Consider the following 22,462-nt stretch of genomic DNA (forward strand, 5'->3'; position numbering starts at 1 on the left):
ATGACAACTTCATATGCAGCGTCCCTCTTTTCCCTTGAAGGAAAAACAGCCCTTGTGACAGGCCCTGGAACCGGTATTGGGCAAGGCATTGCCGTGGCGCTTGCCAAATCAGGAGCAGATATCATCGGCACATATCACCATACACCGCTTGAAGAAACAAAGGCACTTGTCGAACAGGCAGGCCGATCATTTCATGCGGTTCAGGTTGACTTTTCTAACCCTCAGTCTGCAAAGCAGGCTGTCGACGCCATATTAAAGAAGCATACGATTGATATTTTAATCAATAATGCTGGAACGATCAAAAGAGAGCAGGCGGCTCACTATTCAGAGGAAGATTGGCATACGGTCATGGATGTGAATATCAACAGTCTCTTTTTCCTCACACAAAAGATTGGACAGCAGATGCTGAAAAATGGGCAAGGGAAAATCGTCAATATCGCCTCCCTTCTATCGTTTCAAGGCGGCGTCTTTGTCCCTGCTTATACAGCAAGTAAGCATGCTGTCGCAGGGCTGACGAAAGCTTTTGCCAACGAATGGGCGAGCCAGCATATTCAAGTGAATGCGATTGCGCCTGGGTATATTGCGACCAATAACACACAAGCCATTCGTGACGACGAAAATCGAAATGAAGAGATTCTGAAACGAATTCCAGCCGGGCGCTGGGGAAAACCTGAGGATCTAGCCGGTGCGGCTGTTTTCCTTAGCTCACCAGCTTCTGATTATATGAACGGCCACATTTTAGCTGTTGATGGCGGCTGGCTTGCAAGATAAATATACGAGAGAATTCCTATTAGGGGATTCTCTTTTTTCTATTTGCATAATTCTCCACCTTCCGAGTCACTCTATAAAAAACATGTGATGAGGGTGAGGTATTATGAAAAGTCGTATTGAACAAGATATAGCGTCCGTCATTAAGCGTGTCAAAAGCTTTGCCGGAAGAAGTGATGATATCGTGTTCCACTCTTTTTCATTTGGTCCTTCCACTATTTCTGCATGTCTCGTGTACGTTGAAGGACTCACAGAATTTGAGATGCTTTCTAAGCAAATCATTTCACCTATGCAAAAGGAACTCGACATCACCGAGGTTGGTTCTGCTACACTTTCCTCCCTTTCAAAAACGTTCTTTGGCATTCAAAGTGATGTGCTGGATGATATGAACCTTGCCATCGAGCAGTTATATAGCGGCAGGGCTATTTTATTTGTAGATGGAGCGGCTCAAGCGCTTGCGCTCCATACGAATCTTTTTCAATTTAGAGAAGTAGAAGAGCCGCAATCTGAAGTTCTTGTAAGAGGACCGCGGATCGGATTTATTGAGAATCTTGAAAAAAACACGGCTTTACTCCGTGAGCGGGCAAACGATCCTCACCTTGTGATTCAAAAGGTGAGTATAGGTACTCGAAATAAAAAATCCGCTGCTCTTGTGTATGTTCGTGATATTGCTGATCCTAAACTAGTAGAAGATGTGCTATCACGCATGACCGAAATCAAGATGGATGATATCCCTGAAACCGGCTATATTGAACAGCTGATTGAGGACAGTCACATCTCCATTTTTCCACAGATTCAAAACACAGAACGTCCTGACCGGGTGATAGCATCTGTGCTTGAAGGAAAAGTCTCCATTTTGCTCGATGGGACTCCTTTTGCCCTTATTTTACCTATGACACTTACAGCTTTAATGCAATCTCCGGAAGATTATTATCAGAGGTGGACAAGCGCGACTCTTTTACGTTTACTTCGTTACATTGCCGTGCTGCTCACGATTTTTTTACCCGGCCTTTACATTGCACTTGTCTCTTATCATCCCGGTTTATTACCGACAAGAATGGCACTCACCATTGCAGGCAGCCGGCAGAATGTTCCCTTCCCTCCTGTTGTCGAAGCCATTCTCATGTCTTTTACGATAGAGCTGCTGCGGGAAGCTGGACTACGGCTTCCAAGAGCCATCGGACAGACAATTGGACTCATTGGCGGCGTTATTATTGGTCAGGCGGCTGTCCAAGCCAATATCGTCAGCGCCTTAATGGTGATTATTGTGTCGCTGACCGCACTGGCTGACTTCACAGCACCGTCATATGACTTTAGTTTCCCACTGCGTATTTTGCGGTTTATGGCCATTTTTAGTTCAGCATTGTTTGGGTTATACGGCTTAATCATGTGTTATTTATTTGTACTTTGCCACCTGATGCAGTTAAAGACTTTTGGTTTTGACTATTTCACACCAGTGTTGTCTTCACCGTTTTCAGATCTAAAGGATACGTACGTTCGTTTACCAATCGGGCTATTTAAATCCAGACCAAAAACAGCAAAAATAAAAAATCTCAAAAGACAAGGAGATTAAACGATGTACAGACCTGAAAGGCTATCATTGTTACAAGTCACCATCCTCTGCAGCTCTACAATGATAGGCGCTGGAATTTTAACCATTCCACGCAGTTCTGCCAATTCAGGATACCCTGATGGCTGGATCATTGTATTAATACAGGGAGTCATCTTTGCTTTCGTTGCTTTTTTGTTGGGGTGGATTGCCGAAAAGAATGCACCAGACACCATTTTTGAGTCAAATACAAAAGGAGCAGGGGCATTCTTCGGGACGATCTTTAATTTAATGCTGGTCGCCTATTTACTAGGCATTGTCGGCTTTGAGGCACGTGTTCTCGGCGAAGTGGTCCAGTTTTTCCTCCTGCAATCGACTCCCATGGCAGTGATTGTAATGATTTTTCTACTTGTGGCGATCTATCATTTGAAAAGCGGTATCTTTCCAGTTGTCAAAATGGTGACCTATATTTATCCAATCACCATGGTCATTTACATAGCGCTCATGCTGTTTTGTTTGAAAATATTTGATTTTGATTATTTGCGTCCTGTGATGGCGCATGGTTTTAAAGATTTTAGTAAACTGTTCTCTCAAACCTTTATTCAATTTACAGGCTTTGAAGTGATTTTGTTTGTCGTGCCACTCATTTATAAAGACAAATGGTCGAAGGCAAAATGGGCAGCTGCCATCGGCGTTGGCATTACGTCTCTCGTGTACTCCCTCACACTTTTTATTGTGATTGGCTCCATGACCGTGGGTGAAACGAAATCTCTCACCTGGCCGACGGTGTCCCTCATTCAAGCGCTTGAAATTGAAGGGGTGTTTATCGAACGATTTGATATTTTCTTACTGACGATCTGGACGTGTCAGCAGTTCATTTGTATGCTGGGATTTTTCCAGTTTGCGATTAAAGGCTGTTTCACCGTTTTTAAAACAACCAATTTAACGAGACTGTTATGGCTGCTATTTTTGATTACATCAGCCCTCTCACTTTTCCCTAAAAATATTAATGAAGTCTTTTACTATTCTACTTTACTCGGCTACGCATTGTTCGCGGTTTTAGCCATTCCTTTTATTACAGCTGCCCTGCTGATGATACGCAAAAAATGGGGAGGTCGTTCTGCATGAGAGGAAGACGTGTACTTTTATTCTTTTTATCCTGCTTTCTTTTCCTTCTATCAGCAGGCTGCTGGGACTTAAAGGATATTGAAAAACTATCGTTTGTACGCGGTGTTGGCATTGATGAACAAGATGAGAATGGAGTTAAGCTGACCTATCAAAACCTTGTACCGAAAACAGGCGGAACACAAGAAGCCGATTCTCCCGGCTATGTGAATGTCGTCTCGAAGGGAAAAAATGTGCTGGAGGCTGTCAGTAATGTCGCCTTGAAGGACCCGCCGATCTATAGTGATCACCTGAAAATCTTCTTGTTCGGCAAAACCCAGGCGGAGCATCACGATATTCAAGGAACACTCAATCATTTTATTCGAGATGATGAGGTTCGGCGCAGCAGCTATCTCCTCGTGTCACGAGGTGATGCGTCAAAAGTCATCAATCAAAAATTGAAATCACAGCAAAAGGTTCCGGTTGAACATATCTTCGAAACATCCAAAAACCGAAGCTTTAACGGGAAGATCGCACTGCCAACACGTATTGGCCGGGCATCTGATTATTTTCAGATGGGCATTAGCTTCCTTGTACAAAGTGTAGATGCGGTAGACGGTGAACTTATTTATGATGGGGCAGGTATCATTCACGGAAAAACAAGAAAGCTGATCGGTTTCATCTCTGCACAGGATGTACAATATTTAAACTGGGTGATGGACCGTATCTCAGGCGGCGTTGTACCTGCCACCTATAAAGGCTTTCCGATTACGTATGAAATTAAGAAAGCCAAAACCAAGATTGAACCCTACCTGAAAGACGGAAAGGTTTCATTTAACGTTAGTGTACAAACAAATGGAAAATTGTCAGAGGATCAATATCCCCCGGAAAACTCATACGATGAACAGTACATTAAACGATTTGAGAAGATTTTTTCTCATAAAATTAAAGAGCGCATACAAAAAACGGTCAGTCATATGCAACATGAAGTAGGTGTTGATCCTATTTTTTTTAGCCGGCAGTTTCGTATTAAGTATCCTGAATATTGGGATCAGCATCGAGATGAATGGGACAAACTATTTCAAGAAGCAGACATAACGTATGACATCAAAGTGAGCATCTTGAACTTTGGTGCAGAAGGTGCAACGAAAAGCTTCAAATGGTAATACAAAAAGGCGGTTATCCCAAAAGAGAGCCGCCTTTTTTACGTACGACAATGAGAAGCTGATACAAAGACACTTGATCAGACAACGCTTTTGTTTGAAAGCCAAGTGATGCTCCTATCCTCGCCACCTCGTCAAAAAACAATTGGACGTTTTGATCAATCTGTACATTGATCCGCTGCTCGATCACGCGTTCAAATAATTGGTCTGGGAAAAGCGCACGCATGGTGTTTGGTGTGAAAAACCGTATATGGGTTCGGTCTAAGATTCCTACATCTTGATAAGTAAAATCACCTGTCATTAAAGGAAGAAGCACCTCTGCATGCATCATGTTAGGCAGGCAGCAAATGATGACGCCGCCTGGCTTTAAAGAGGCGTGCGCTTGCTCAATGATGTGCCAAGGATCTGACACATGCTTTAAAACATCCGAAAAAATGACCGCATCAAAAAAGGCCTCTTTTTCTGACCATGGGTATTCATCTGCATTTGCCTCGATGACTTCTTCATAATACGCCTTTGCGACCGCTGCTTTTAATGTATCTGCCTCTACCCCGTACATGTGTACAGACTGCCGATTCATCAGTTCAAGCCCAGTTGCGCCAGCTCCGCACCCAACATCCAGCACGTGTGCAGCGTCCTCAGGGAGTAATTCCGCAAAATACGGATGAGGAGTGATCAAATTTAGATCTATGCCCCACTTATCTAAAAATCGAAGTCTATTCTCAGTAAACAGTGTAGAGATGTTCGTATCTTGATTGGCATTGAAGGTAGCATGACCATGATGATGCACAAAGGAATCATGCACAATTTGCAGCTGATATCCTTTTAATAATGACCGCAAACATAGATCGTCATCCTCAAATGATCCATATACAAACCGCTCATCAAATAATCCCACATCCTCGATCAGCTTTCTTTTCACGAGCAAGCAAAACCCTACAAGCCGGTGCACATAAGTTCTCTGACCTTTTCTCTTAGACGTATACTCCTTAGCAAAGGCTGGGAGCTCCTTCACATCTGTATACGATGGCTGGACCATCTGAGGGCCGCTTACATAATTAGAGACGGGCCCCACCATCCCAATCTGTTCTGAAGCCAATAGCGCCTCTTTTAATGGAGGAAGCCAATTTTCCGTCACGATCGTGTCATTATTTAAAAAGAGAATGCTGTCTCCTGAAGCTTTTTTTGCCCCTTGATTACATCCCTTTGCAAAACCTTCATTCTCTTCATTATCAATGAAAATCACATCATCCAGCTCTCTTACATATTCCTTCGTGCCATCAGTTGACGCATTATCGACGACGATGAGTTCATATTGGCCGCTGTTCGTATGCTGTTTAATGCTCTCGATACATGTTTTCGTCAAATGCAGTTCATTGTACGTCAGCATGACAATGCTTGTTTTCCCTTTCATCTCATTTCCACCTTTCACCCGCCTGTTCCATATGTATGTGATAGGCAGCACGTTCAGAAGATGAGGGAATGTCCTTTCTTGATTAAACGTTTGTTTAACATAGAAAAACCAGCTGCACACGGCAGCTGGCCATCGTTCATACCGTTTTTCCTTCGCCACTTGTGACGGCACGATTTCTCTTTTTTAAATCTTCTTCAATTTCTTCAAGACTTTTCCCCTTCGTTTCGGTCACCAAGTATTTTACAAATAAGAAGGCGACTACGCCAATGACCGCATAAATGAGGAAGAGATTACTGATGCCAATCGCGCTTAATAAAGCTGGGAATGTCAGCGAGATGATTAAATTTCCTGTATGAAGAAGGAAGGTCGAGACACCTGTACCGATTCCCCTGACATGTACTGGGAACAGCTCTGGAAGCATCACCCAAACGACAGGACCCCAGCTGACAGCAAAGATGACGATAAAGAGACCCAAACAAATAACGGTTGTCCATCCTGCTGCTGTTGATCCTTCAAAAAATCGGTTGACCACTGACAGGACAATTAAACTAAGGACCATTCCTGCATTCCCAAATAGGAGCAGCGCTTTACGCCCTACACGGTCAATGATTTTAATGGCAACAAACGTCATGATGACATTCACTGCACCAATTCCGACAGTTCCTAAAATCGCTGCTGAATTCCCAAAGCCAACACTTGTGAATGTTTTTGGTGCATAGTAAATGATCGTATTTGTACCGATAAACTGCTGCAGAAAGGCAAGGCCGACACCAGCAATCAATGCTGGGCGTACCCATGGCTCAAATAATTCCTTAAAACCGCCTTTCTCTTCACTTTCCGCCTTTTGAATATCTGAAATTTCTTCTGCCACTTCTTGCTTACTTTTTCTGAGTTTAGATAATATCTCCTTCGCACGGTCAGCCTGTCCGTGGACAAACAGCCAGCGGGGACTTTCCGGCATAAACAAAATCCCGAATAATAAAAGAACAGAAGGAACAACCGCAATTCCAAGCATCAAGCGCCATGCCTCTGCATCCGCTAAAGCGTAGTTCACAATATAGGCAAGAAGAATACCAAATGTGATCATGAGCTGGTTTAAAGAGGACAGTGCCCCTCGTGATTCCTTTGGCGCAAGTTCAGATAAATATAATGGAACAATCGTTGTCGAGCACCCGACAGCGAGCCCTAGTACAATTCGGAATAAGATCATCACTTCCGTATTCGGGGCGAGAGCTGTACCAAATCCACCGATAATAAACAAAATAGCTGCGGCGATGATGGCTTTTTTCCGCCCAAATTGGTCTGTCAGCTTTCCAGAAAGAGAGGAACCAAGCATCGCCCCGATTAAAATCGAGCTGACGACAAGCCCCTCTGTAAACGCATTTAAACCTAAATCTTCTTTCATAAATAAGATGGCGCCAGAGATGACACCTGTATCATAGCCATATAAGGCACCGCCAAGGGCGCCGAAGAAATAAAGCCATCCATTCCGATTTTTCATATACATAACCCCACTTTTGTCTCTGTACTCTATGAAAAGTCATTTTCCTCACTTCCTGTCATTTCAAACATTTCGATGTTTTATGACAAATATATTTCATTTGTGTATCTTTGAAACTTTTTACGAGAAGGAAACGTCAATTAAGCGTTAGTGAAAAAAATGTCGCACTATATCCCGTTTTAAGGTATATTTGTTTTAGTTTGTAAGCAGAAAGAAGGACATCTTTACTATAAAATCATAGCGAGGGTTTAAAATATATGGATCAATCACGAAGTAAACGCAAAGGAAAAAAGCGTTTAAAACCATGGGTGAAAGTCACTCTTTTTATCATTAGTATTCTTTTACTGACAACGGCTTCAGTCACAGGCTATGCCTACTATAAAATAACCAATGCTGCTAAAAAGGCTCAAGTATCTCTTGATCGCGGCGCACAATCTGTGAAACGAATTGAAGCATTCGATCCAGGAAAAGACAGTTTTTCTGTCTTGCTGCTTGGAATTGACAGCAGACCGGGCGAAACAGTGAAACAAGCACGAAGTGACGCAATGGTTTTGGCAACCATTAACCGCACAAATAAAACCGTTAAATTATTAAGCATTCCTAGGGACTCATACGTTAATATTCCAGGCCACGGTTTTGATAAAATTACTCACGCACACGCATTTGGCGGTGCAGATTTAACAGTGAGCACAGTTGAAGATTTACTAGATATTCCGGTCGATTTTGTCATTCAAAGTAATTTCGTAGCGTTTAAAGAAATCGTCAACGAATTAAACGGTGTTCCTATTAACATCAAGGATGAGTATCTTGTGAAACAGATTAAAAAGGATACAAAAGGCAAGGTTGTGCTTCAAACTGGAACTCATACACTAGATGGTGATCAAGCGCTCGCATATGTGAGAACAAGAAAAGCAGATAGTGATTTAATGCGTGGACAGCGTCAAATGGAAGTGTTAAAAGCCATTTTTGATAAATCAAAATCATTAACATCTATTCCGTCATACGACAATATCATTGATACTCTCGGCGATAATGTGTCTACCACCCTTTCAATGAAGGAGTTAGTCGGTCTTTTCCCGCTTCTGACATCATTGAAATCGGTTGATACCATTCAGCTTAAAGGATCTGATTACCAGCCAAACGGTGTTTATTATTTCCAATTGGATCAAAACCAGCTGAACGAAGTGAAAACTGAATTGAAGAAGCAGCTTGAATTATCATAAATAAAAGCGTCCCTTTGGGGCGCTTTTTCTTATTTCCTTGATCATTCACTCATTTTTGTTTAGCCTTGATAGAGAGGAATCAACCTTCCTTTTTTATGAGAATGAAGGAAATCGTACATACTTTGAAGAGGCTATTGCATGAATGAAGGAGGATTTGACAGCGATGAAAAAAATGATTGCGATTGATTTAGACGGTACACTCTTAAATACAAAAAGTGAAATATCCGCTCAAAACCGTGAGGCATTGATTCGTGCAAAGGAAGCTGGATATATTGTGACCATCTGTACAGGGCGGGCAACTTTTGATGTAAAGGAGCTGCTTGGCGATTTGGACATCCCCATTATTGCGGCAAACGGCGGGACTGTCCATACAGAAGGATACGAGCTCTTCAGCCGTATCACATTGGACCAAGAAGCGGGCAAGCGGGCTGCAAAGGCATTAGTGGAACGAAACATTTACTTTGAAGTCTATACAGATGATGCTCTCCTCTCTCCTTTTGATGGAAAAGAGAAGCTGAAAGCAGAATTTGATCTGATCAAAAGCGCAAACCCAAATGAGGATCTCGCTGATCTATGGGAAGGAGCCATGACGCAATTTAAACAATTTGGCATCAAACCAGTGGATGATATCCGTGAGATTTTTGAGTCGAACGAACCGACCTATAAATTACTCTGCTTCTCGTTTGATATGAACAAACTGAACGAAGCACGAAATCTTCTGGCAGACATGCCCGAGCTTTCATTGACCTCGTCTGGTAAACATATTATTGAGGTGCTGCCAAAAGAGTCTGGAAAAGGACATGCCCTGAAAAAGCTCGCAGCCCATTATGGTGTAGACCGCTCACATATTTATGCAATTGGTGACAGCCCAAACGATCTTTCTATGTTTGAAGAAGCAGGCCACCGTATTGCAATGGGGAATGCTGTTGATGTCATTAAAGAAAAGAGCACCTTCATCACAAAAGGAAATCATGAAGATGGTGTCGCTTATTTTATTGATCTTCTTTTACAAAATCAATTCCATGAAAAAAAGACGCTTGTCTGATCAGCGCCTAGAGAGAAGTGCAGAAGTCCGATGGTATTGATCGGGCTTTTTCTTTATTTTTTGATTCTAACAGCCGTTTCATATTTGTCCTTCCAGTACGTACTTGTTTTCATATTGGTTAAGACAACACCGTTTGAGACAGTCACATGAATGACTTGATTGGATCCTGCATATATCGCCGGCATCAATGATGTTCCGCTGAAGAAGACAAGATCTCCCGGCTGAAGCTCAGAACGTTTCACAGGTGTACCTGCTTTAACTTGACCTGATGCATAGCGGGGCAGCTCAATGCCAAGCACTTCTTGATACACGTACTGCGTGAACCCTGCTGTATCAAATCCTTCCTTTGGGTTCGTACCGCCTTTGACATAAGGGACTTCACCAATATACGTAGCGGCTTTTGATACGATAGGGTCCTCTTTCGCAAGCTCCAGATCTGTTAATCGTTTCACACCTGTCCATTTTTCGCGCCAATACGATTCAGACAAATAGGAAATTGTCACACTTTCAGAACGGCTCGCATGAATAAAGCGGTCGCCTCCAATATACATACCTACATGAGAAATTCCGGGCTTATATGTGTTGCTAAAAAAAACAAAATCCCCAGGGCGGATATCGTCTAATGCCACTTTTTCTCCAACGATCCATTGCTGTTCAGCACTTCGAGGTAAATAGATTCCAAGTGATTTTTCAAATAAATACTGTAAAAATCCTGAGCAGTCGAAACCAGTCTTTGGATCTGCTCCTCCAAACACATAAGGAATTCCCAAATAGGTCATCGCATCTTTCACAAGAGGGTCATCAGAAATTTCCTGTGTGCCAGGCAGTCGTTTGACCGCATAGAATCGATCAGTCCAATATTTGCTTTTGCTGACATCTGTTTTCACCACACCTTGACTAAGCGTGATGTGGATAACCTGATTGTTCCCAGCGTACAACGCCACATGTGTTGGGATATCCTTTGTTTCTTCAAGGCTTCGGAAATACACAAGGTCACCGGGCTGCGCTTTATCCCATGATACCTTTTTTCCAATCTGATATTGGTCGATGACCTTCCGCGGCAAATCAAATGTTTCGGATGTCTTGTACACATATTGAATAAACCCAGATGCATCAAAGCCAGTTTTTGGATCGGTTCCTCCTTTATGATAAGGTGTTCCAATCAGCTTTTCCGCTTGCTCCAAAAGAGATGGTGTTTGAGCAGAAACCGCTGTTTGAGACATGAACATCAGCCCTACAAGCGCACACCCTCCAATTAACATTCCTTTCCATTTCATGATCCTTTCCCTCCTTTCTTCTATAGTTTCGACATGACACCTTTCATTTTACACCGTATTTCGACAAAAAAAGAGCACGCGATGTGCGTGCCCTTTATCCTTTTTAGGTTATTTACCTGCTTCCGCTTTTGACTGCTTTTGCTGTTCAATTTTCTGCATTTCAACCGAAATCTTTTGTTTTTCGTGATCTGTCAGACTGTCACTAAATTTAAAAGCAGACATAAAGACAAAGACTAAAATTAACGCAACAAACGGCCAGCTTGCTTTTAGGAATTTCATTTCTTCTCTTTCCCTCCGTTTTCTTTTAAGTTTTTAACTTTATCAGCGTGATCTACTTCAAAGAAAATGTGTCCGTCTTTTTCTTTCCAATCCGCATTCGTTCCATTGGTCAGCATACGGATAATGGCTTTTGATTCTAGAGATCCTGCTTTTACTGGAGCAGGTGTTGCTTCTTTGATGTACATTGGGACAACTTCAAATGTCGCTTTTCCATCTTCATTCAGATGATACTGAACAAGTGCAGAATCACGTGTTCTTGACCAGCCTTGATCAAAAATAAAGTTGCCTAGGCTATAGAAAATCGCTGTTCCGTTATAGACTTCCATTGGTTCAAGGACGTGCGGATGAGCACCGATAATGATATCAGCTCCGGCCTTAGACATCGCTCTTGCCAATTCTCTTTGTCTGTCGTTTACTTCATTGTTGTACTCCTGTCCCCAGTGAGCATGAACAACGACGAGATCTGCCTTTTCAGCAGCCTGCGAAATCATCGGAATAAAGATAGATGGATCGGCTGGCAGAATACCCGCCTGGCGATTCGTTGCTTTGAAATCTTTCCCATACACATCTGTAAAACCAAGTGTAGCAATTTTGACACCATTTACTTCTTTGTACGAAATGTTCTGCTTCGCATCTTGGAGGTTACGGCCTGCACCTGTATAATCCATACCATTTTGTTCAAAGGCATTGATCGTGTTGTTCAGCCCTTTTTCACCATAGTCTGCCGCATGGTTATTCGCAAAGTTTAAGACAGAGAAATTTAAATCCTTCAACGCTTGGACAGAATCTTCATCTGTTTTTAAATGAATATTCTTTTGGGCTGCCTGCTCCTTATCTGAAGCGACTGGATGCTCAAAGTTGCCTGTCACATAATCTGACACATCAAAATATGGCTTGGCATAACGAAAGAGATGCTCTTTTCCATAACGGTCTGTTACTTTCTCTACGTTTCTTCCAAACATAATGTCACCGACAAACGAAGCGGTCAGGATGTTTTCTGGATTCTTTTGTACAGTTGGCACTTGTGCTTGCCCGATAAACGTAAATAGAAATGTACAAGCAATAACGATCGGTAAAGCAATCAGTACATGTTTATTCGTCTTTTTCTTTTGATTCTTTGTGATTTTCAGCAGCTTTTCCTGAAAGCTCAATTTTTTATTCATCATTGGACACACCTTATCTTAAAATAGATAGTAAACATACATGATGGCAAATGTTGCACCACTTAGAAGTAACGTGCTTCCAAGGGTAATTGTAAGACCTTGCTTTTGAATCGTATTCGCAATCAATCCAGGAACGATGATTCCAATTCCGCGGAATTCTGCTATTTCAAATGGGACCACTGGATAGAAGAAATCAAATATCAGTTTCAAAGCAATCCCTGTAATCAGCATCGCAGCAAACTTTCTGCGTCCGTATAAAATCATAAATTTTGATAGACCAAAGCGAACGATGACATACGTAAGCAAGCTGACAGATAAGACGACTAAAATGAAGACTGGCTGGTTAAATACAAGCGCCAGATAACCCGGAACAACAAGTCCAGCTGGTACGATTCCTGTTTTTTCTGCAAAGATTAAACTAAGTAGAACACCTAAAATTAACGAGATATAAAGATCTGATCCGAACATTTTCTATATTTCCTCCTAGCTGACAAGCTGCTTAATTTTGTATTCTTGAATTTTTTCGATTAACGGTTCAGCGGCACCATGGATATTGCCGACTCCATAAACCACTCGATTATGAAGCTTTTTCTCAAGCATATTCATAATTTCTTCTGTAGATTGATATTCAAGGTTGTGTAAGTGGTCAGCCGGAATTTTCCCTTCCTCATATGCCTTCACAATTGGATCTGTTGTTTCACCAATTAAGACAAGATCACTTGCTTCAATATATGGAAGTACATCCTCCGCAAACTGGATCGTTCTATCTACCCGATCCGCACGGCAGTTCATAATAATAATCGGTTCATCTGTTGGATATCCAATTTCTTTCACACGCTTCCAAATGTTCAATGTAGATGCTGCGTCATTTGCCGCAAATCCATTTACAAAGTGTCCAGGCGTTTTCGCGTCCATTAATGGAAGAATTCTCATCGCTCCTGGATCAGGCGGCGCATTTAACATTCCTCTGAATGCCGTATCTTCATCAATCCCTAATGCTTGGGCAACACCAAGTGCCAGTGAAGCATTATCTGGGAAAACCATGTACTCAAATTTCCTTAAAAACTCATCGGAAATCTTGGAATTATCTGCAACAATGACTTCTGTGTTGCGTTTTTTCGCAATCTCTTTAAAGAAATCCGTATATTCACTATCCGTAATAACCAAGTGTCCATTGTAAGGAATTGTCGCTGTAAAGGCTTCTGCTATTTCATCAAGTGTCGGCCCCATGACGTCCATATGGTCTTCAAGAACGTTTACGATCACGCCAATGTTTGCTTGAAGCAGCTCTTCCTGAAAGATAATTTGGTAATCTGGATTTACCGCCATACATTCACTGACGATAGCATTTGCTCCTCTTTCAACTGTTTCTCTCATAACTTCTTTCTGCTCTCCGATATTCGGTCCTTGCGGTTTCCTTTTAATCGGTTTCTCCTCTGGCGTATCCCAATAAATCATTCTTGCATCCGTTCCCGTTGTTTTACCGACAGTTTTATAACCTGCCTCCATTAAGATACCGGTTGTCAATCTTGTGACGGTAGACTTTCCGCGAATACCATTAATATTGACGCGCACCGGCAGGGCATCGATATTTTTTTGATGACGCTTCTTTTCAATAAAGCCAATCCCTAACATGATGACACAGGCTATAACGATTAACCACATCGCTATCTACATCTCCTTTTTTTATGAGTGTGATATGTAAATTCAATCAACAGTATATCTGTTCAGCATAAAATCACAATCGGTATTATGTAACATAATCTTTCACTTCCTCGTATGCCAAATTCCTCTAATCAGAAGGCTTTTTTGCCTACCCATCCTTTAAATGAAAAGGCCAAAAGGCGGACAAAAATCAGTCTGAATTTCCGCTGAATTCATGAGAAAGCGTTACCATCAATGATCCGAAAATCTTTTGTCCTTTTCTCCCTAAATTTTTTGACAATTATTAAGATGTATTTTGAATCAATGTTTTAAAGCCCGCTCTTCTCTATAACAACAGTCATATCAGCGCTTTAAATGAATAGTGCGTGTTTTGGAATGTTTTATATTTTTGAATGAACAGGTTAGAAAGTCATTCTCATTGGTCAGATCGCTGTGTGTTGACCTATGACAAAGGTCACCTCTAAAAAAATCAAGTCATCTGCTTATTTTTAGGTCACGAAAAATTGGGATAAGATGTAAATATTTGATCATTTTGGTGTACCTTCTCTTTACGAGATTCGCATCTTATGACCTAAACAATGAAACATTATTCATTTGTTTTTATCAAGATTCATCATTTCTTAACATTTTTAATGTGAATTTAGTTGAAAGTTGTCAGCTTATGTCAGGCTTTCCCCAAAGGAGACGAATAAAATTCGCTTCTCCGCTTACACTATGGGTAAAAAATCTGTGAGAGGAGGCTAAAGATGCCAAACACCAATGAGCAGACACGCCTGCATTTTTTATCAGGCAGCTTCGAGGAAAAAATCCGTATCCTAAAAAAAACATTTCAGCAAAGCGGCGATTTTGAATACCGAGAGTTAATGGTGAATGAAACAAAATCTGCACTGTTTTTTATTAAAACAAGAATAGATGAAGGAAAACTAAATGATTTCATTATCGGCAACTTGTTAGGCTCTCCCGGAAAGCAGGATTATATAAAATCTCTTAGCACACTTGAAACAGGCGACTTGACGCTCATTACAGATAGTATTATTGCAGGAAGTATTGCCTTTCTTGATGAAAACTCCTCGCAAATCAAGCTATTTGCTGTCGGACAGCCTCCGCTGCGTTCTATTTCTGAACCTTCTTCTGAAAGTATTATCGCAGGCGCACATGATGGATTTGTTGAAAGTCTTGATACCAATATCTACTTACTGCGTTCGCATTTAAATGATCGGAAGCTCGCCATTCAATATCATAAGGTCGGTACAAAATCAGAAACAAAGCTTGCGACGGTTTATATATCTGATATTGCCAATCAAGAAAAGGTTGAAGAGGTCAACAGACGGATTTCTTCTATTAAAGTAGACACACTGATAAGTCCTGGCTCTATCGTTGAGGCAATTGAGGATGATTCATTTTCTATTTTCCCGCAGCTGATTGATACAGAACGTCCGGATAAGGTGAGATCTGCGATCCTTGAAGGCAGGATCGTCGTACTCATGGATGGCAGTCCAATGGCCATCATTCTGCCTATCACGTTCTTTAGTTTTTTTCAGTCGCCAGATGATTATAACAGCCGCTGGATTCCTGCTACGTTTATTCGTATTCTTCGTTATCTTGCCTGCATCATTGCAGTCATATTGCCATCTTTTTATATTGCTGTTATTGCGTTTCATTATGAGGTTGTCCCAGATGAACTAGCCATTACGATGAAGAACTCTATTATCGGAATTCCCTTTCCTCCATTGATAGAGGCCATGCTGATGGAGATCACGATTGAACTTATACGTGAAGCTGGGGTGCGTCTGCCTAAACCAATCGGGCAAACCATTGGGATCGTAGGTGGTTTGGTTATTGGGGATGCGGTTGTACAAGCAGGACTTATCTCGAATGTCCTAGTCATTGTAGTCGCTGTGACGGCTGTGGCTTCATTTGTACTTCCGTCGTTTGAAATGACGTCCACCATCAGGATGCTTCGTTTCCCGCTCATGTTTATGGCATCGATGTTTGGATTTATTGGCATTTCATTTGGACTGGCCATTATTCTCATGAATTTATGCCGATTAGAATCACTAGGGGTGCCATATTTATCACCTGTTGCTCCATTTAACTGGCAGGACTTAAAAGATACTGTGATTCGACTCCCAATGTGGATGTACAAAAATCGACCTGTTTATTTAAATCCGCAAAAGAAAAAACAAATTGAACAACTGAGAGGGTGGACAAAGAAAAATGAAAAATAAAATATCTCCACCTCAAGCTGTTTTTTTTATCATCCAGTCTCAAATTGGTGTTGGTATTTTAGCGCTCCCCCATTTGCTGATGAAAGACATGGGGCACGATGGCTGGATAGCGATTATTTTAGCTTGTTTTTTCATCCAAATCATCAATACCATTTTTCTTTATATTATCTACAAGTATCCAGAAACGTCATTCTTCCAAGCACTGATTGAGGTCTTTGGAAAATGGATTGGACACGCCTTGGTCGTGCTCTATACGGTATACTTTGCCTCGGTTTGCATCGTTGTCCTTTCTATATTCACAAGGATTCTTGGCATATGGGTGCTCCCGCTCACACCAAACTGGGTGATTAACCTATTACTGATGATATGCATTATCTATATCGCAAAGGAGCAAATTACAGCCATTGTCAGGTTTAACTTTATCTTAACTCCCTTTTTGCTCATGCTCTCTCTATTGATGTTCTATGCATTGAAAGGAACCAATATTGATTACCTCCTGCCTGTTTTCCAAACGGGTATCTCTCAATTTCAGCTTGGATTGAAGGACGTAGTGCTGTCAATGAATGGATTTGAGATGATTTTGATCATCTCTCCACTGATGAAGGGCACCATTAAGGAACGATATAAAGTGATGACCATTTCAAATATATGCACGACACTTTACTACCTATTTATTACATTGATTTGTTTTATGTTTTTCAGCCCGGCTGAGCTTGATGTGATCCCGAATCCTGTTTTGTATCTATTAAAAACCATTACATTCGGTGTCATTGAACGCACGGATTTAATTTTTCTGAGCTTTTGGGTCTTTGTCATTTTAGCCACACTGAGTAATTATCTGTACTTTTGTGCAAATGGTGTGTCCAGTATGCTGAAGAAAAAAAATCACAAAAAATATGTCTACTATTTTGCCATTTTGATTTACGCTGCAAGCTGTTTTCTTTCAACTGATAACTTTAGAATTCAGCGCTTCAATGACTTTACCACCGTTGCACAATATTCATTTATTTACACACTTCCGATCATGATGGCCATTATCATCTTGATCAAACACCGCAAAAAGAAGGTGAAATCACATGAATCATAGGTACATGTTGACACTGCTTATGTGTGTTTCCCTCATTTTCATGCCTGGCTGCTGGGATCAAAACCTATTAAAAGACATCTCTCTCGTATTAACTTCAGCTGTTGATCAAGGAGAGGATGACAATGCGAGATATTCGATTACCTATCGAAAGGTGCAGCAGTCTCAAAGTATGCAGCAAGGGAATTCTGGCAGCTATTTAACCACTGTTCTCACAACCGATGCGCCTACTTTAAGAAAAGCAAGAAGCAACTTTAGCCGGAGTGTAGACCAAAAAATTGATATGTCGAAAATGAGGGTGCTGCTGATCGGTGATGAATTTGCCCAAAACCGGCTGCTTCCTTACTTAGATATGTTTTATCGCGATCCCAAAAGCCCTTTGCTCGCAAACTTGGCAGTGGTGCAAGGGGGGAGCTGTGTGGACTTAATCAATTCTCTGCTCAAGGAAAAACTCATTGTGAGCGACTATTTAAACAACCTGATCACTTCCGCATCACGCTCCTCACAAGTTGCACCTAAGAACATTCAAAATATCCGGTCCAAAATGCTGCAAACCGGCGAGGATTTCACACTGCCGTTACTCTACTACGATAAGTCAAAAAAGTTAACGAGTGTGAGAGGGGTTGCCTTATTTGATAATGAGAAAAAGAAAGGTGAACTGTATGCACAGGATGCCATTCTGCTCACCATTATGGATGGAAAAATGGGCAGTTATGCAAACTTCACGAAAAAAGTAAGAAGTGATATGAAATCAAAGGAGAACAATTACATCACCATTCAAGTAACGGATTCAAAGAGAGACATAAAAATCGTCAATCCTGATCATCGAAACGTAACCTTCTCTCTTGACTATGAATTCACCACCTCTGTTGTTGAATATCCGAAAGACAATTTAGATACAGACAAGAAAATCGAAATGTTAAATAAAAGGCTGTCAGCTATTTTTACAAAAGATGCCGAAAAAGTCATTGCAGCCCTGCAAGAGGCGAATTCTGACGTCCTCAGCCTTGGCAGAAAATATCGGGTCAGACACTATGATGAATATATGAAAATGAACTGGGTCACCGATTATCCGAAGGTGAAAATCATTCCAAAAGTGAAAGTGAACATTACACAAACAGGTATCATTAGTTAAGAAAAGGAAGAAGCCATCTTTCTTTTCTTTTTTTATTTTTTTAGATTGTCATTTCGATGCTTTCGTGATAATCTATGTGTGTAAACGGTTACACATTCATGAAGGGAGGCTCTCCATTGGCTACAATTAAAGATGTTGCAAAAGCTGCACAAGTGTCTGTTGCCACTGTTTCACGCGTGCTCAATGATACTGGATATGTTCATTCAGATACGAAAATCCGCGTGACACAAGCGATGCAGGAGTTGAACTACTTTCCCAATGAAGTGGCTAGATCCCTTTTTAAAAGAGAATCACGCTTAATCGGCTTAATCTTGCCTGATATCACAAATCCCTTCTTTCCTCAGCTTGCTAGAGGCGTTGAGGATGAGATTCATGCGCACGGTTTTCGGTTATTATTCGGGAACAGTGATGAAGATCGAGCGAAGGAAATGGCTTACTTACAAACCTTTAAACAAAATCAAGTAGTCGGTGTCATTGCGGTCACAAATGAACCTGAATCAGATATATACAATGATGATGATCTACCTGTTGTGTTTTTAGATCGAACGGTCCCACATGCACCTTCTGTTTTTGCAGATGCTGCAGCTGGCGGGAAAATGGCGGCAATGGAATTAATCAGACGCGGCAGCCGGCAGATCACACTGTTAAAAGGACCTGCCCATCTGCAAACAGCGCGGCAGCGATTCAAAGGCGCACTCGATGTTCTCACGGAAACAGGCGTCGACTTTCATGTGATGTCAAATGCTTCATTTTCCTTTCAAGAAGCCCGAAAAAGCGCCAAGGCCCTTTTCCAGCTGTACCCTGAAACAGATGGGATCATTGCCAGCAATGATATCGTCGCAACAGCGGTCATCCATGAAGCGCTTCGGATCGGAAAAGCCATTCCAGGAGACGTTCAAATCATTGGATTTGATGATATTCCGCAAAGTGAGCTGCTCTTCCCTTCCTTATCGACCATTAGGCAGCCCGCCTATGAGATGGGAAAAGAAGCGGCACAGCTGTTAATCAAAGCGATTCAGAAACAGCCGATAGATCAACCAGTTATTCAAATGCCCGTCTCTTTTATTGAACGAGAGACCACAAGAAAGGTGGATTCACAATGAGTCATATTGTTGTAGTAGGAAGCTGTTCAATGGATTTAGTCGTCACATCAGATAAACGGCCAAATGCCGGTGAAACGGTTTTAGGTGAATCGTTTAAAACCGTCCCCGGCGGAAAAGGTGCCAATCAGGCAGTCGCAAGCGCCAGACTCGGTGCAGATGTATACATGGTCGGCCGAGTTGGTGATGACGCTTATGGTCAGGATATTCTCAGCAATTTAGAAACACAAGGTGTCCGCACCTCATATATGAAACCGGTTACTGAAATGGAGAGCGGCACAGCTCATATCATTTTAGCAGAAGGTGATAACAGCATTGTTGTGGTCAAAGGGGCAAATAATGAGGTCACTCCTGACTATGTAAGAGAGGCCTTTTCTACAATTGATAATATCGGGATGGTTCTCATCCAGCAGGAAATACCTGAAGAAACGGTCGAAGCGGTCTGCGCCATTTGCAGTGAAAAAGAAATCCCTGTCATTTTAAACCCTGCACCAGCCCGCAAAGTATCGCAGCAGGTTTTAGAGCAGGCTGCTTACATTACACCGAATGAACATGAAGCTGTTCTAATGTTTGATGGTCTGCCAACCAGTGAGGCCTTGCGTCAATACCCTAACAAATTATTGATCACAGAAGGAAAAAATGGGGTTCGATATTTTGATGGAACGAAAGACGTGTTGGTTCCAGGCGTTCCTGTCGAAGCAGTCGATACAACAGGAGCTGGCGATACCTTTAACGGAGCCTTGGCTGTCGCTCTAACAGAAGGCAAATCCCTCTATGACGCACTTGCCTTTGCCAATCTTGCAGCATCAATGTCCGTCACAAAGTTTGGCGCACAAGGCGGCATGCCAACAAGAGAAGAATTGGAGAAAAAGAAATGAAAAAAAACGGCATCCTAAACAGCCATATCGCCAAGGTGCTTGCTGACCTTGGCCACACAGATACAATCGTCATCGCAGATTGTGGTCTCCCTATCCCAGAAGGTCCAGTCAAAATCGACCTGGCATTATCAATCGGCACACCATCCTTTCAGGAGGTCACCTCCCTCCTTCTTCAGGAAATGGCCGTTGAAAACATCACTGTAGCTAGTGAAATCAAAGAAGCCAATGAACGAGATCATTTATTTCTTAAGAAAGCGCTCTCAAAACCGTTACATGAAGTAGACCACGAGACGTTCAAAGACATGACCAAACAGGCAAAAGCAGTCATTCGAACGGGTGAAGCCACCCCATACGCAAACTGCATTCTTCATGCCGGTGTCATCTTTTAAAAGGAGGAGCCAGATATGAACATAGAGATGCATAACATCCATAAGGCTTTTGGAAAAAACACCGTTCTCTCCGGGGTCTCCTTTGACCTCGTCACAGGTGAAGTCCACGCACTCATGGGTGAAAATGGTGCGGGAAAATCAACTTTAATGAATCTGCTTACAGGTCTTTATTCTTTAGATCAAGGAACGATACAAATCGACGGAAAAGAAACCGTTTTCAAAAATCCGAAGGAAGCGGAACAGCACGGCATCGCCTTCATTCATCAGGAGCTCAACATATGGCCGGATATGACCGTCTTGGAGAACCTATTCATCGGGAAAGAAATCTATACGAAACTCGGACTGCTAGATACTAAGAAAATGAAGACCCTCGCCCAAACGCAGCTGGACCGTTTGTCTGTGAATCTCTCACTTGAACAAGAGGCAGGCAGCTGTTCTGTTGGACAAAAACAGATGATTGAGATTGCAAAAGCATTAATGACCGATGCAAAGGTCATCATCATGGATGAGCCGACAGCAGCTCTAACGGAACGTGAAATCGAAAAGCTCTTCCAGATCATTGAATCTCTCAAAAAAGAAGGCGTTTCCATTGTCTATATTTCTCACCGTATGGAGGAAATCTTTGCAATCTGTGACCGGATTACGATCATGCGTGATGGGAAAACGGTCGATACGAAAGCCATACCTGAAACGAATTTCCATGAAGTCGTCAAGAAAATGGTCGGCCGTGAATTGACAGATCGATATCCCGAGCGAACGCCTTTTACAGGAGACATTATCCTTGAGGTGAAACAAGCAACGAGAAAAGGACAATTTCACGATATCAGCTTCTCAGTTAAAGCTGGAGAAATCGTTGGTGTTGCAGGCTTAATGGGTGCTGGCCGGACCGAAATGATGCGGTCGCTGTTTGGTCTTGATCCTCTTGACCAAGGAGAAATCTGGGTTCATGGGAAAAAGGCTGTTATTAAAAAACCAAGTGATGCCGTCAAGCTCGGCATCGGCTTTATCACAGAGGATCGCAAGGATGAAGGATTGATGCTTGATGCATCCATCCGAGAAAACATCGGTCTGCCAAACTTAAAAAGCTTCTCTCCAAAGGGACTGATTGATAAGAAAACTGAACAGGATTTTGTCGACCTGCTCATTAAAAGACTAACGATTAAAACGGCTTCCTCTGACATCTCTGCCCGAAGCCTGTCTGGTGGAAATCAGCAAAAAGTCGTCATTGCCAAATGGATCGGCATACAGCCGAAGGTGTTGATTTTAGATGAACCGACACGAGGTGTCGACGTCGGAGCGAAACGAGAAATCTATCAGTTAATGAATGAATTGACCGATCGAGGCGTTGCCATTTTAATGGTCTCCTCTGAACTCCCAGAGATACTCGGGATGAGCGATCGAGTGCTCGTCATTCATGAAGGAACCATCAGCGGAGAATTAGACAAAACAGAAGCAACGCAGGAACGAATTATGACACTAGCTACAGGAGGGAAGTAA

The 22,462-nt window shown here is 42.0% G+C and carries 20 protein-coding genes; 13 read left to right on the forward strand and 7 right to left on the reverse strand.

Annotated elements, in window-relative coordinates; translation table 11 throughout:
• The 4 genes from kduD to NSS65_RS17195 all read left to right on the forward strand — a co-directional run bounded on the left by kduD (nucleotide 1) and on the right by NSS65_RS17195 (nucleotide 4,587).
• The gene (gene kduD, locus NSS65_RS17180) at nucleotides 1-771 is read left to right on the forward strand and encodes a 2-dehydro-3-deoxy-D-gluconate 5-dehydrogenase KduD (RefSeq protein ID WP_046313029.1); all 771 of its coding nucleotides are present in this window, start codon (nucleotides 1-3) and stop codon (nucleotides 769-771) included.
• 103 nt (nucleotides 772-874) lie between these two features.
• Nucleotides 875-2,341: a spore germination protein gene (locus NSS65_RS17185; RefSeq protein ID WP_034281156.1), complete on the forward strand. Its 1,467-nt coding sequence runs from the start codon at nucleotides 875-877 to the stop codon at nucleotides 2,339-2,341.
• 3 nt (nucleotides 2,342-2,344) lie between these two features.
• Nucleotides 2,345-3,445, forward strand: coding sequence for a GerAB/ArcD/ProY family transporter (locus NSS65_RS17190; RefSeq protein WP_326135251.1), 1,101 nt, complete (start codon nucleotides 2,345-2,347; stop codon nucleotides 3,443-3,445).
• Nucleotides 3,442-4,587, forward strand: a complete 1,146-nt coding sequence (locus NSS65_RS17195; RefSeq protein WP_326135250.1) for a Ger(x)C family spore germination protein — start codon at nucleotides 3,442-3,444, stop codon at nucleotides 4,585-4,587. The genes NSS65_RS17190 and NSS65_RS17195 overlap by 4 nt, the downstream gene beginning before the upstream one ends.
• A gap of 13 nt (nucleotides 4,588-4,600) precedes the next feature.
• Here the strand turns inward: NSS65_RS17195 and NSS65_RS17200 are convergent, their stop codons facing one another.
• Both NSS65_RS17200 and NSS65_RS17205 read right to left on the reverse strand, forming a co-directional pair.
• Entirely contained in the window at nucleotides 4,601-5,998 is a 1,398-nt protein-coding gene (locus NSS65_RS17200; protein WP_326135249.1) for a bifunctional glycosyltransferase family 2 protein/class I SAM-dependent methyltransferase, read from the reverse strand.
• Between the two features lie 136 nt (nucleotides 5,999-6,134).
• Nucleotides 6,135-7,499, reverse strand: a complete 1,365-nt coding sequence (locus tag NSS65_RS17205; RefSeq protein ID WP_117603441.1) for a sugar porter family MFS transporter — start codon at nucleotides 7,497-7,499, stop codon at nucleotides 6,135-6,137.
• Between the two features lie 257 nt (nucleotides 7,500-7,756).
• Between NSS65_RS17205 and NSS65_RS17210 the strand changes: the two genes are divergently transcribed.
• Together NSS65_RS17210 and NSS65_RS17215 are read left to right on the forward strand one after the other, a co-directional pair.
• A complete protein-coding gene (locus tag NSS65_RS17210) occupies nucleotides 7,757-8,722 on the forward strand; it encodes an LCP family protein (protein WP_025093927.1) in 966 nt (321 codons plus the stop codon).
• A gap of 163 nt (nucleotides 8,723-8,885) precedes the next feature.
• Nucleotides 8,886-9,767 (forward strand): Cof-type HAD-IIB family hydrolase, encoded by an 882-nt coding sequence (locus NSS65_RS17215; RefSeq protein WP_025093926.1) that lies wholly within the window; start codon nucleotides 8,886-8,888, stop codon nucleotides 9,765-9,767.
• Nucleotides 9,768-9,820: 53 nt separating this feature from the next.
• On the opposite strand, the gene NSS65_RS17220 is transcribed toward NSS65_RS17215, so the two are convergent.
• The 5 genes from NSS65_RS17220 to pgsB all read right to left on the reverse strand — a co-directional run bounded on the left by NSS65_RS17220 (nucleotide 9,821) and on the right by pgsB (nucleotide 14,151).
• On the reverse strand, nucleotides 9,821-11,044 hold the full coding sequence (locus tag NSS65_RS17220; RefSeq protein WP_070326097.1) for a C40 family peptidase: 1,224 nt from the start codon (nucleotides 11,042-11,044) through the stop codon (nucleotides 9,821-9,823).
• A 108-nt stretch (nucleotides 11,045-11,152) separates the two neighbouring features.
• Complete coding sequence (locus tag NSS65_RS17225) at nucleotides 11,153-11,323, reverse strand: hypothetical protein (RefSeq protein ID WP_087976066.1); 171 nt, start codon at nucleotides 11,321-11,323, stop codon at nucleotides 11,153-11,155.
• Nucleotides 11,320-12,486 (reverse strand): CapA family protein, encoded by a 1,167-nt coding sequence (locus NSS65_RS17230; RefSeq protein WP_041115544.1) that lies wholly within the window; start codon nucleotides 12,484-12,486, stop codon nucleotides 11,320-11,322. Before NSS65_RS17230 ends, NSS65_RS17225 begins: the two co-directional genes overlap by 4 nt.
• A gap of 18 nt (nucleotides 12,487-12,504) precedes the next feature.
• Nucleotides 12,505-12,954, reverse strand: a complete 450-nt coding sequence (pgsC, locus tag NSS65_RS17235) for a poly-gamma-glutamate biosynthesis protein PgsC (protein ID WP_007497520.1) — start codon at nucleotides 12,952-12,954, stop codon at nucleotides 12,505-12,507.
• Between the two features lie 15 nt (nucleotides 12,955-12,969).
• The gene (gene pgsB, locus NSS65_RS17240) at nucleotides 12,970-14,151 is read right to left on the reverse strand and encodes a poly-gamma-glutamate synthase PgsB (RefSeq protein WP_024423670.1); all 1,182 of its coding nucleotides are present in this window, start codon (nucleotides 14,149-14,151) and stop codon (nucleotides 12,970-12,972) included.
• A gap of 746 nt (nucleotides 14,152-14,897) precedes the next feature.
• On the opposite strand from pgsB, the gene NSS65_RS17245 reads away from it, so the two are divergent.
• From NSS65_RS17245 to NSS65_RS17275, 7 genes are all read left to right on the forward strand, one after another.
• Nucleotides 14,898-16,379, forward strand: a complete 1,482-nt coding sequence (locus NSS65_RS17245) for a spore germination protein (RefSeq protein ID WP_065214856.1) — start codon at nucleotides 14,898-14,900, stop codon at nucleotides 16,377-16,379.
• On the forward strand, nucleotides 16,369-17,466 hold the full coding sequence (locus tag NSS65_RS17250) for a GerAB/ArcD/ProY family transporter (RefSeq protein ID WP_065214857.1): 1,098 nt from the start codon (nucleotides 16,369-16,371) through the stop codon (nucleotides 17,464-17,466). Before NSS65_RS17245 ends, NSS65_RS17250 begins: the two co-directional genes overlap by 11 nt.
• On the forward strand, nucleotides 17,456-18,598 hold the full coding sequence (locus tag NSS65_RS17255; protein WP_065214858.1) for a Ger(x)C family spore germination protein: 1,143 nt from the start codon (nucleotides 17,456-17,458) through the stop codon (nucleotides 18,596-18,598). Before NSS65_RS17250 ends, NSS65_RS17255 begins: the two co-directional genes overlap by 11 nt.
• A gap of 116 nt (nucleotides 18,599-18,714) precedes the next feature.
• A complete protein-coding gene (locus tag NSS65_RS17260; RefSeq protein ID WP_065214859.1) occupies nucleotides 18,715-19,701 on the forward strand; it encodes a LacI family DNA-binding transcriptional regulator in 987 nt (328 codons plus the stop codon).
• Nucleotides 19,698-20,576, forward strand: coding sequence for a ribokinase (rbsK, locus tag NSS65_RS17265; protein WP_065214860.1), 879 nt, complete (start codon nucleotides 19,698-19,700; stop codon nucleotides 20,574-20,576). The genes NSS65_RS17260 and rbsK overlap by 4 nt, the downstream gene beginning before the upstream one ends.
• A complete protein-coding gene (rbsD, locus tag NSS65_RS17270) occupies nucleotides 20,573-20,965 on the forward strand; it encodes a D-ribose pyranase (RefSeq protein WP_025093920.1) in 393 nt (130 codons plus the stop codon). The genes rbsK and rbsD overlap by 4 nt, the downstream gene beginning before the upstream one ends.
• 15 nt (nucleotides 20,966-20,980) lie before the next feature.
• Nucleotides 20,981-22,462, forward strand: a complete 1,482-nt coding sequence (locus NSS65_RS17275; protein WP_326135248.1) for a sugar ABC transporter ATP-binding protein — start codon at nucleotides 20,981-20,983, stop codon at nucleotides 22,460-22,462.

The sequence above is a fragment of the Bacillus sp. FSL K6-1006 genome (assembly GCF_038593175.1).
Lineage (GTDB): Bacteria > Bacillota > Bacilli > Bacillales > Bacillaceae > Bacillus > Bacillus safensis.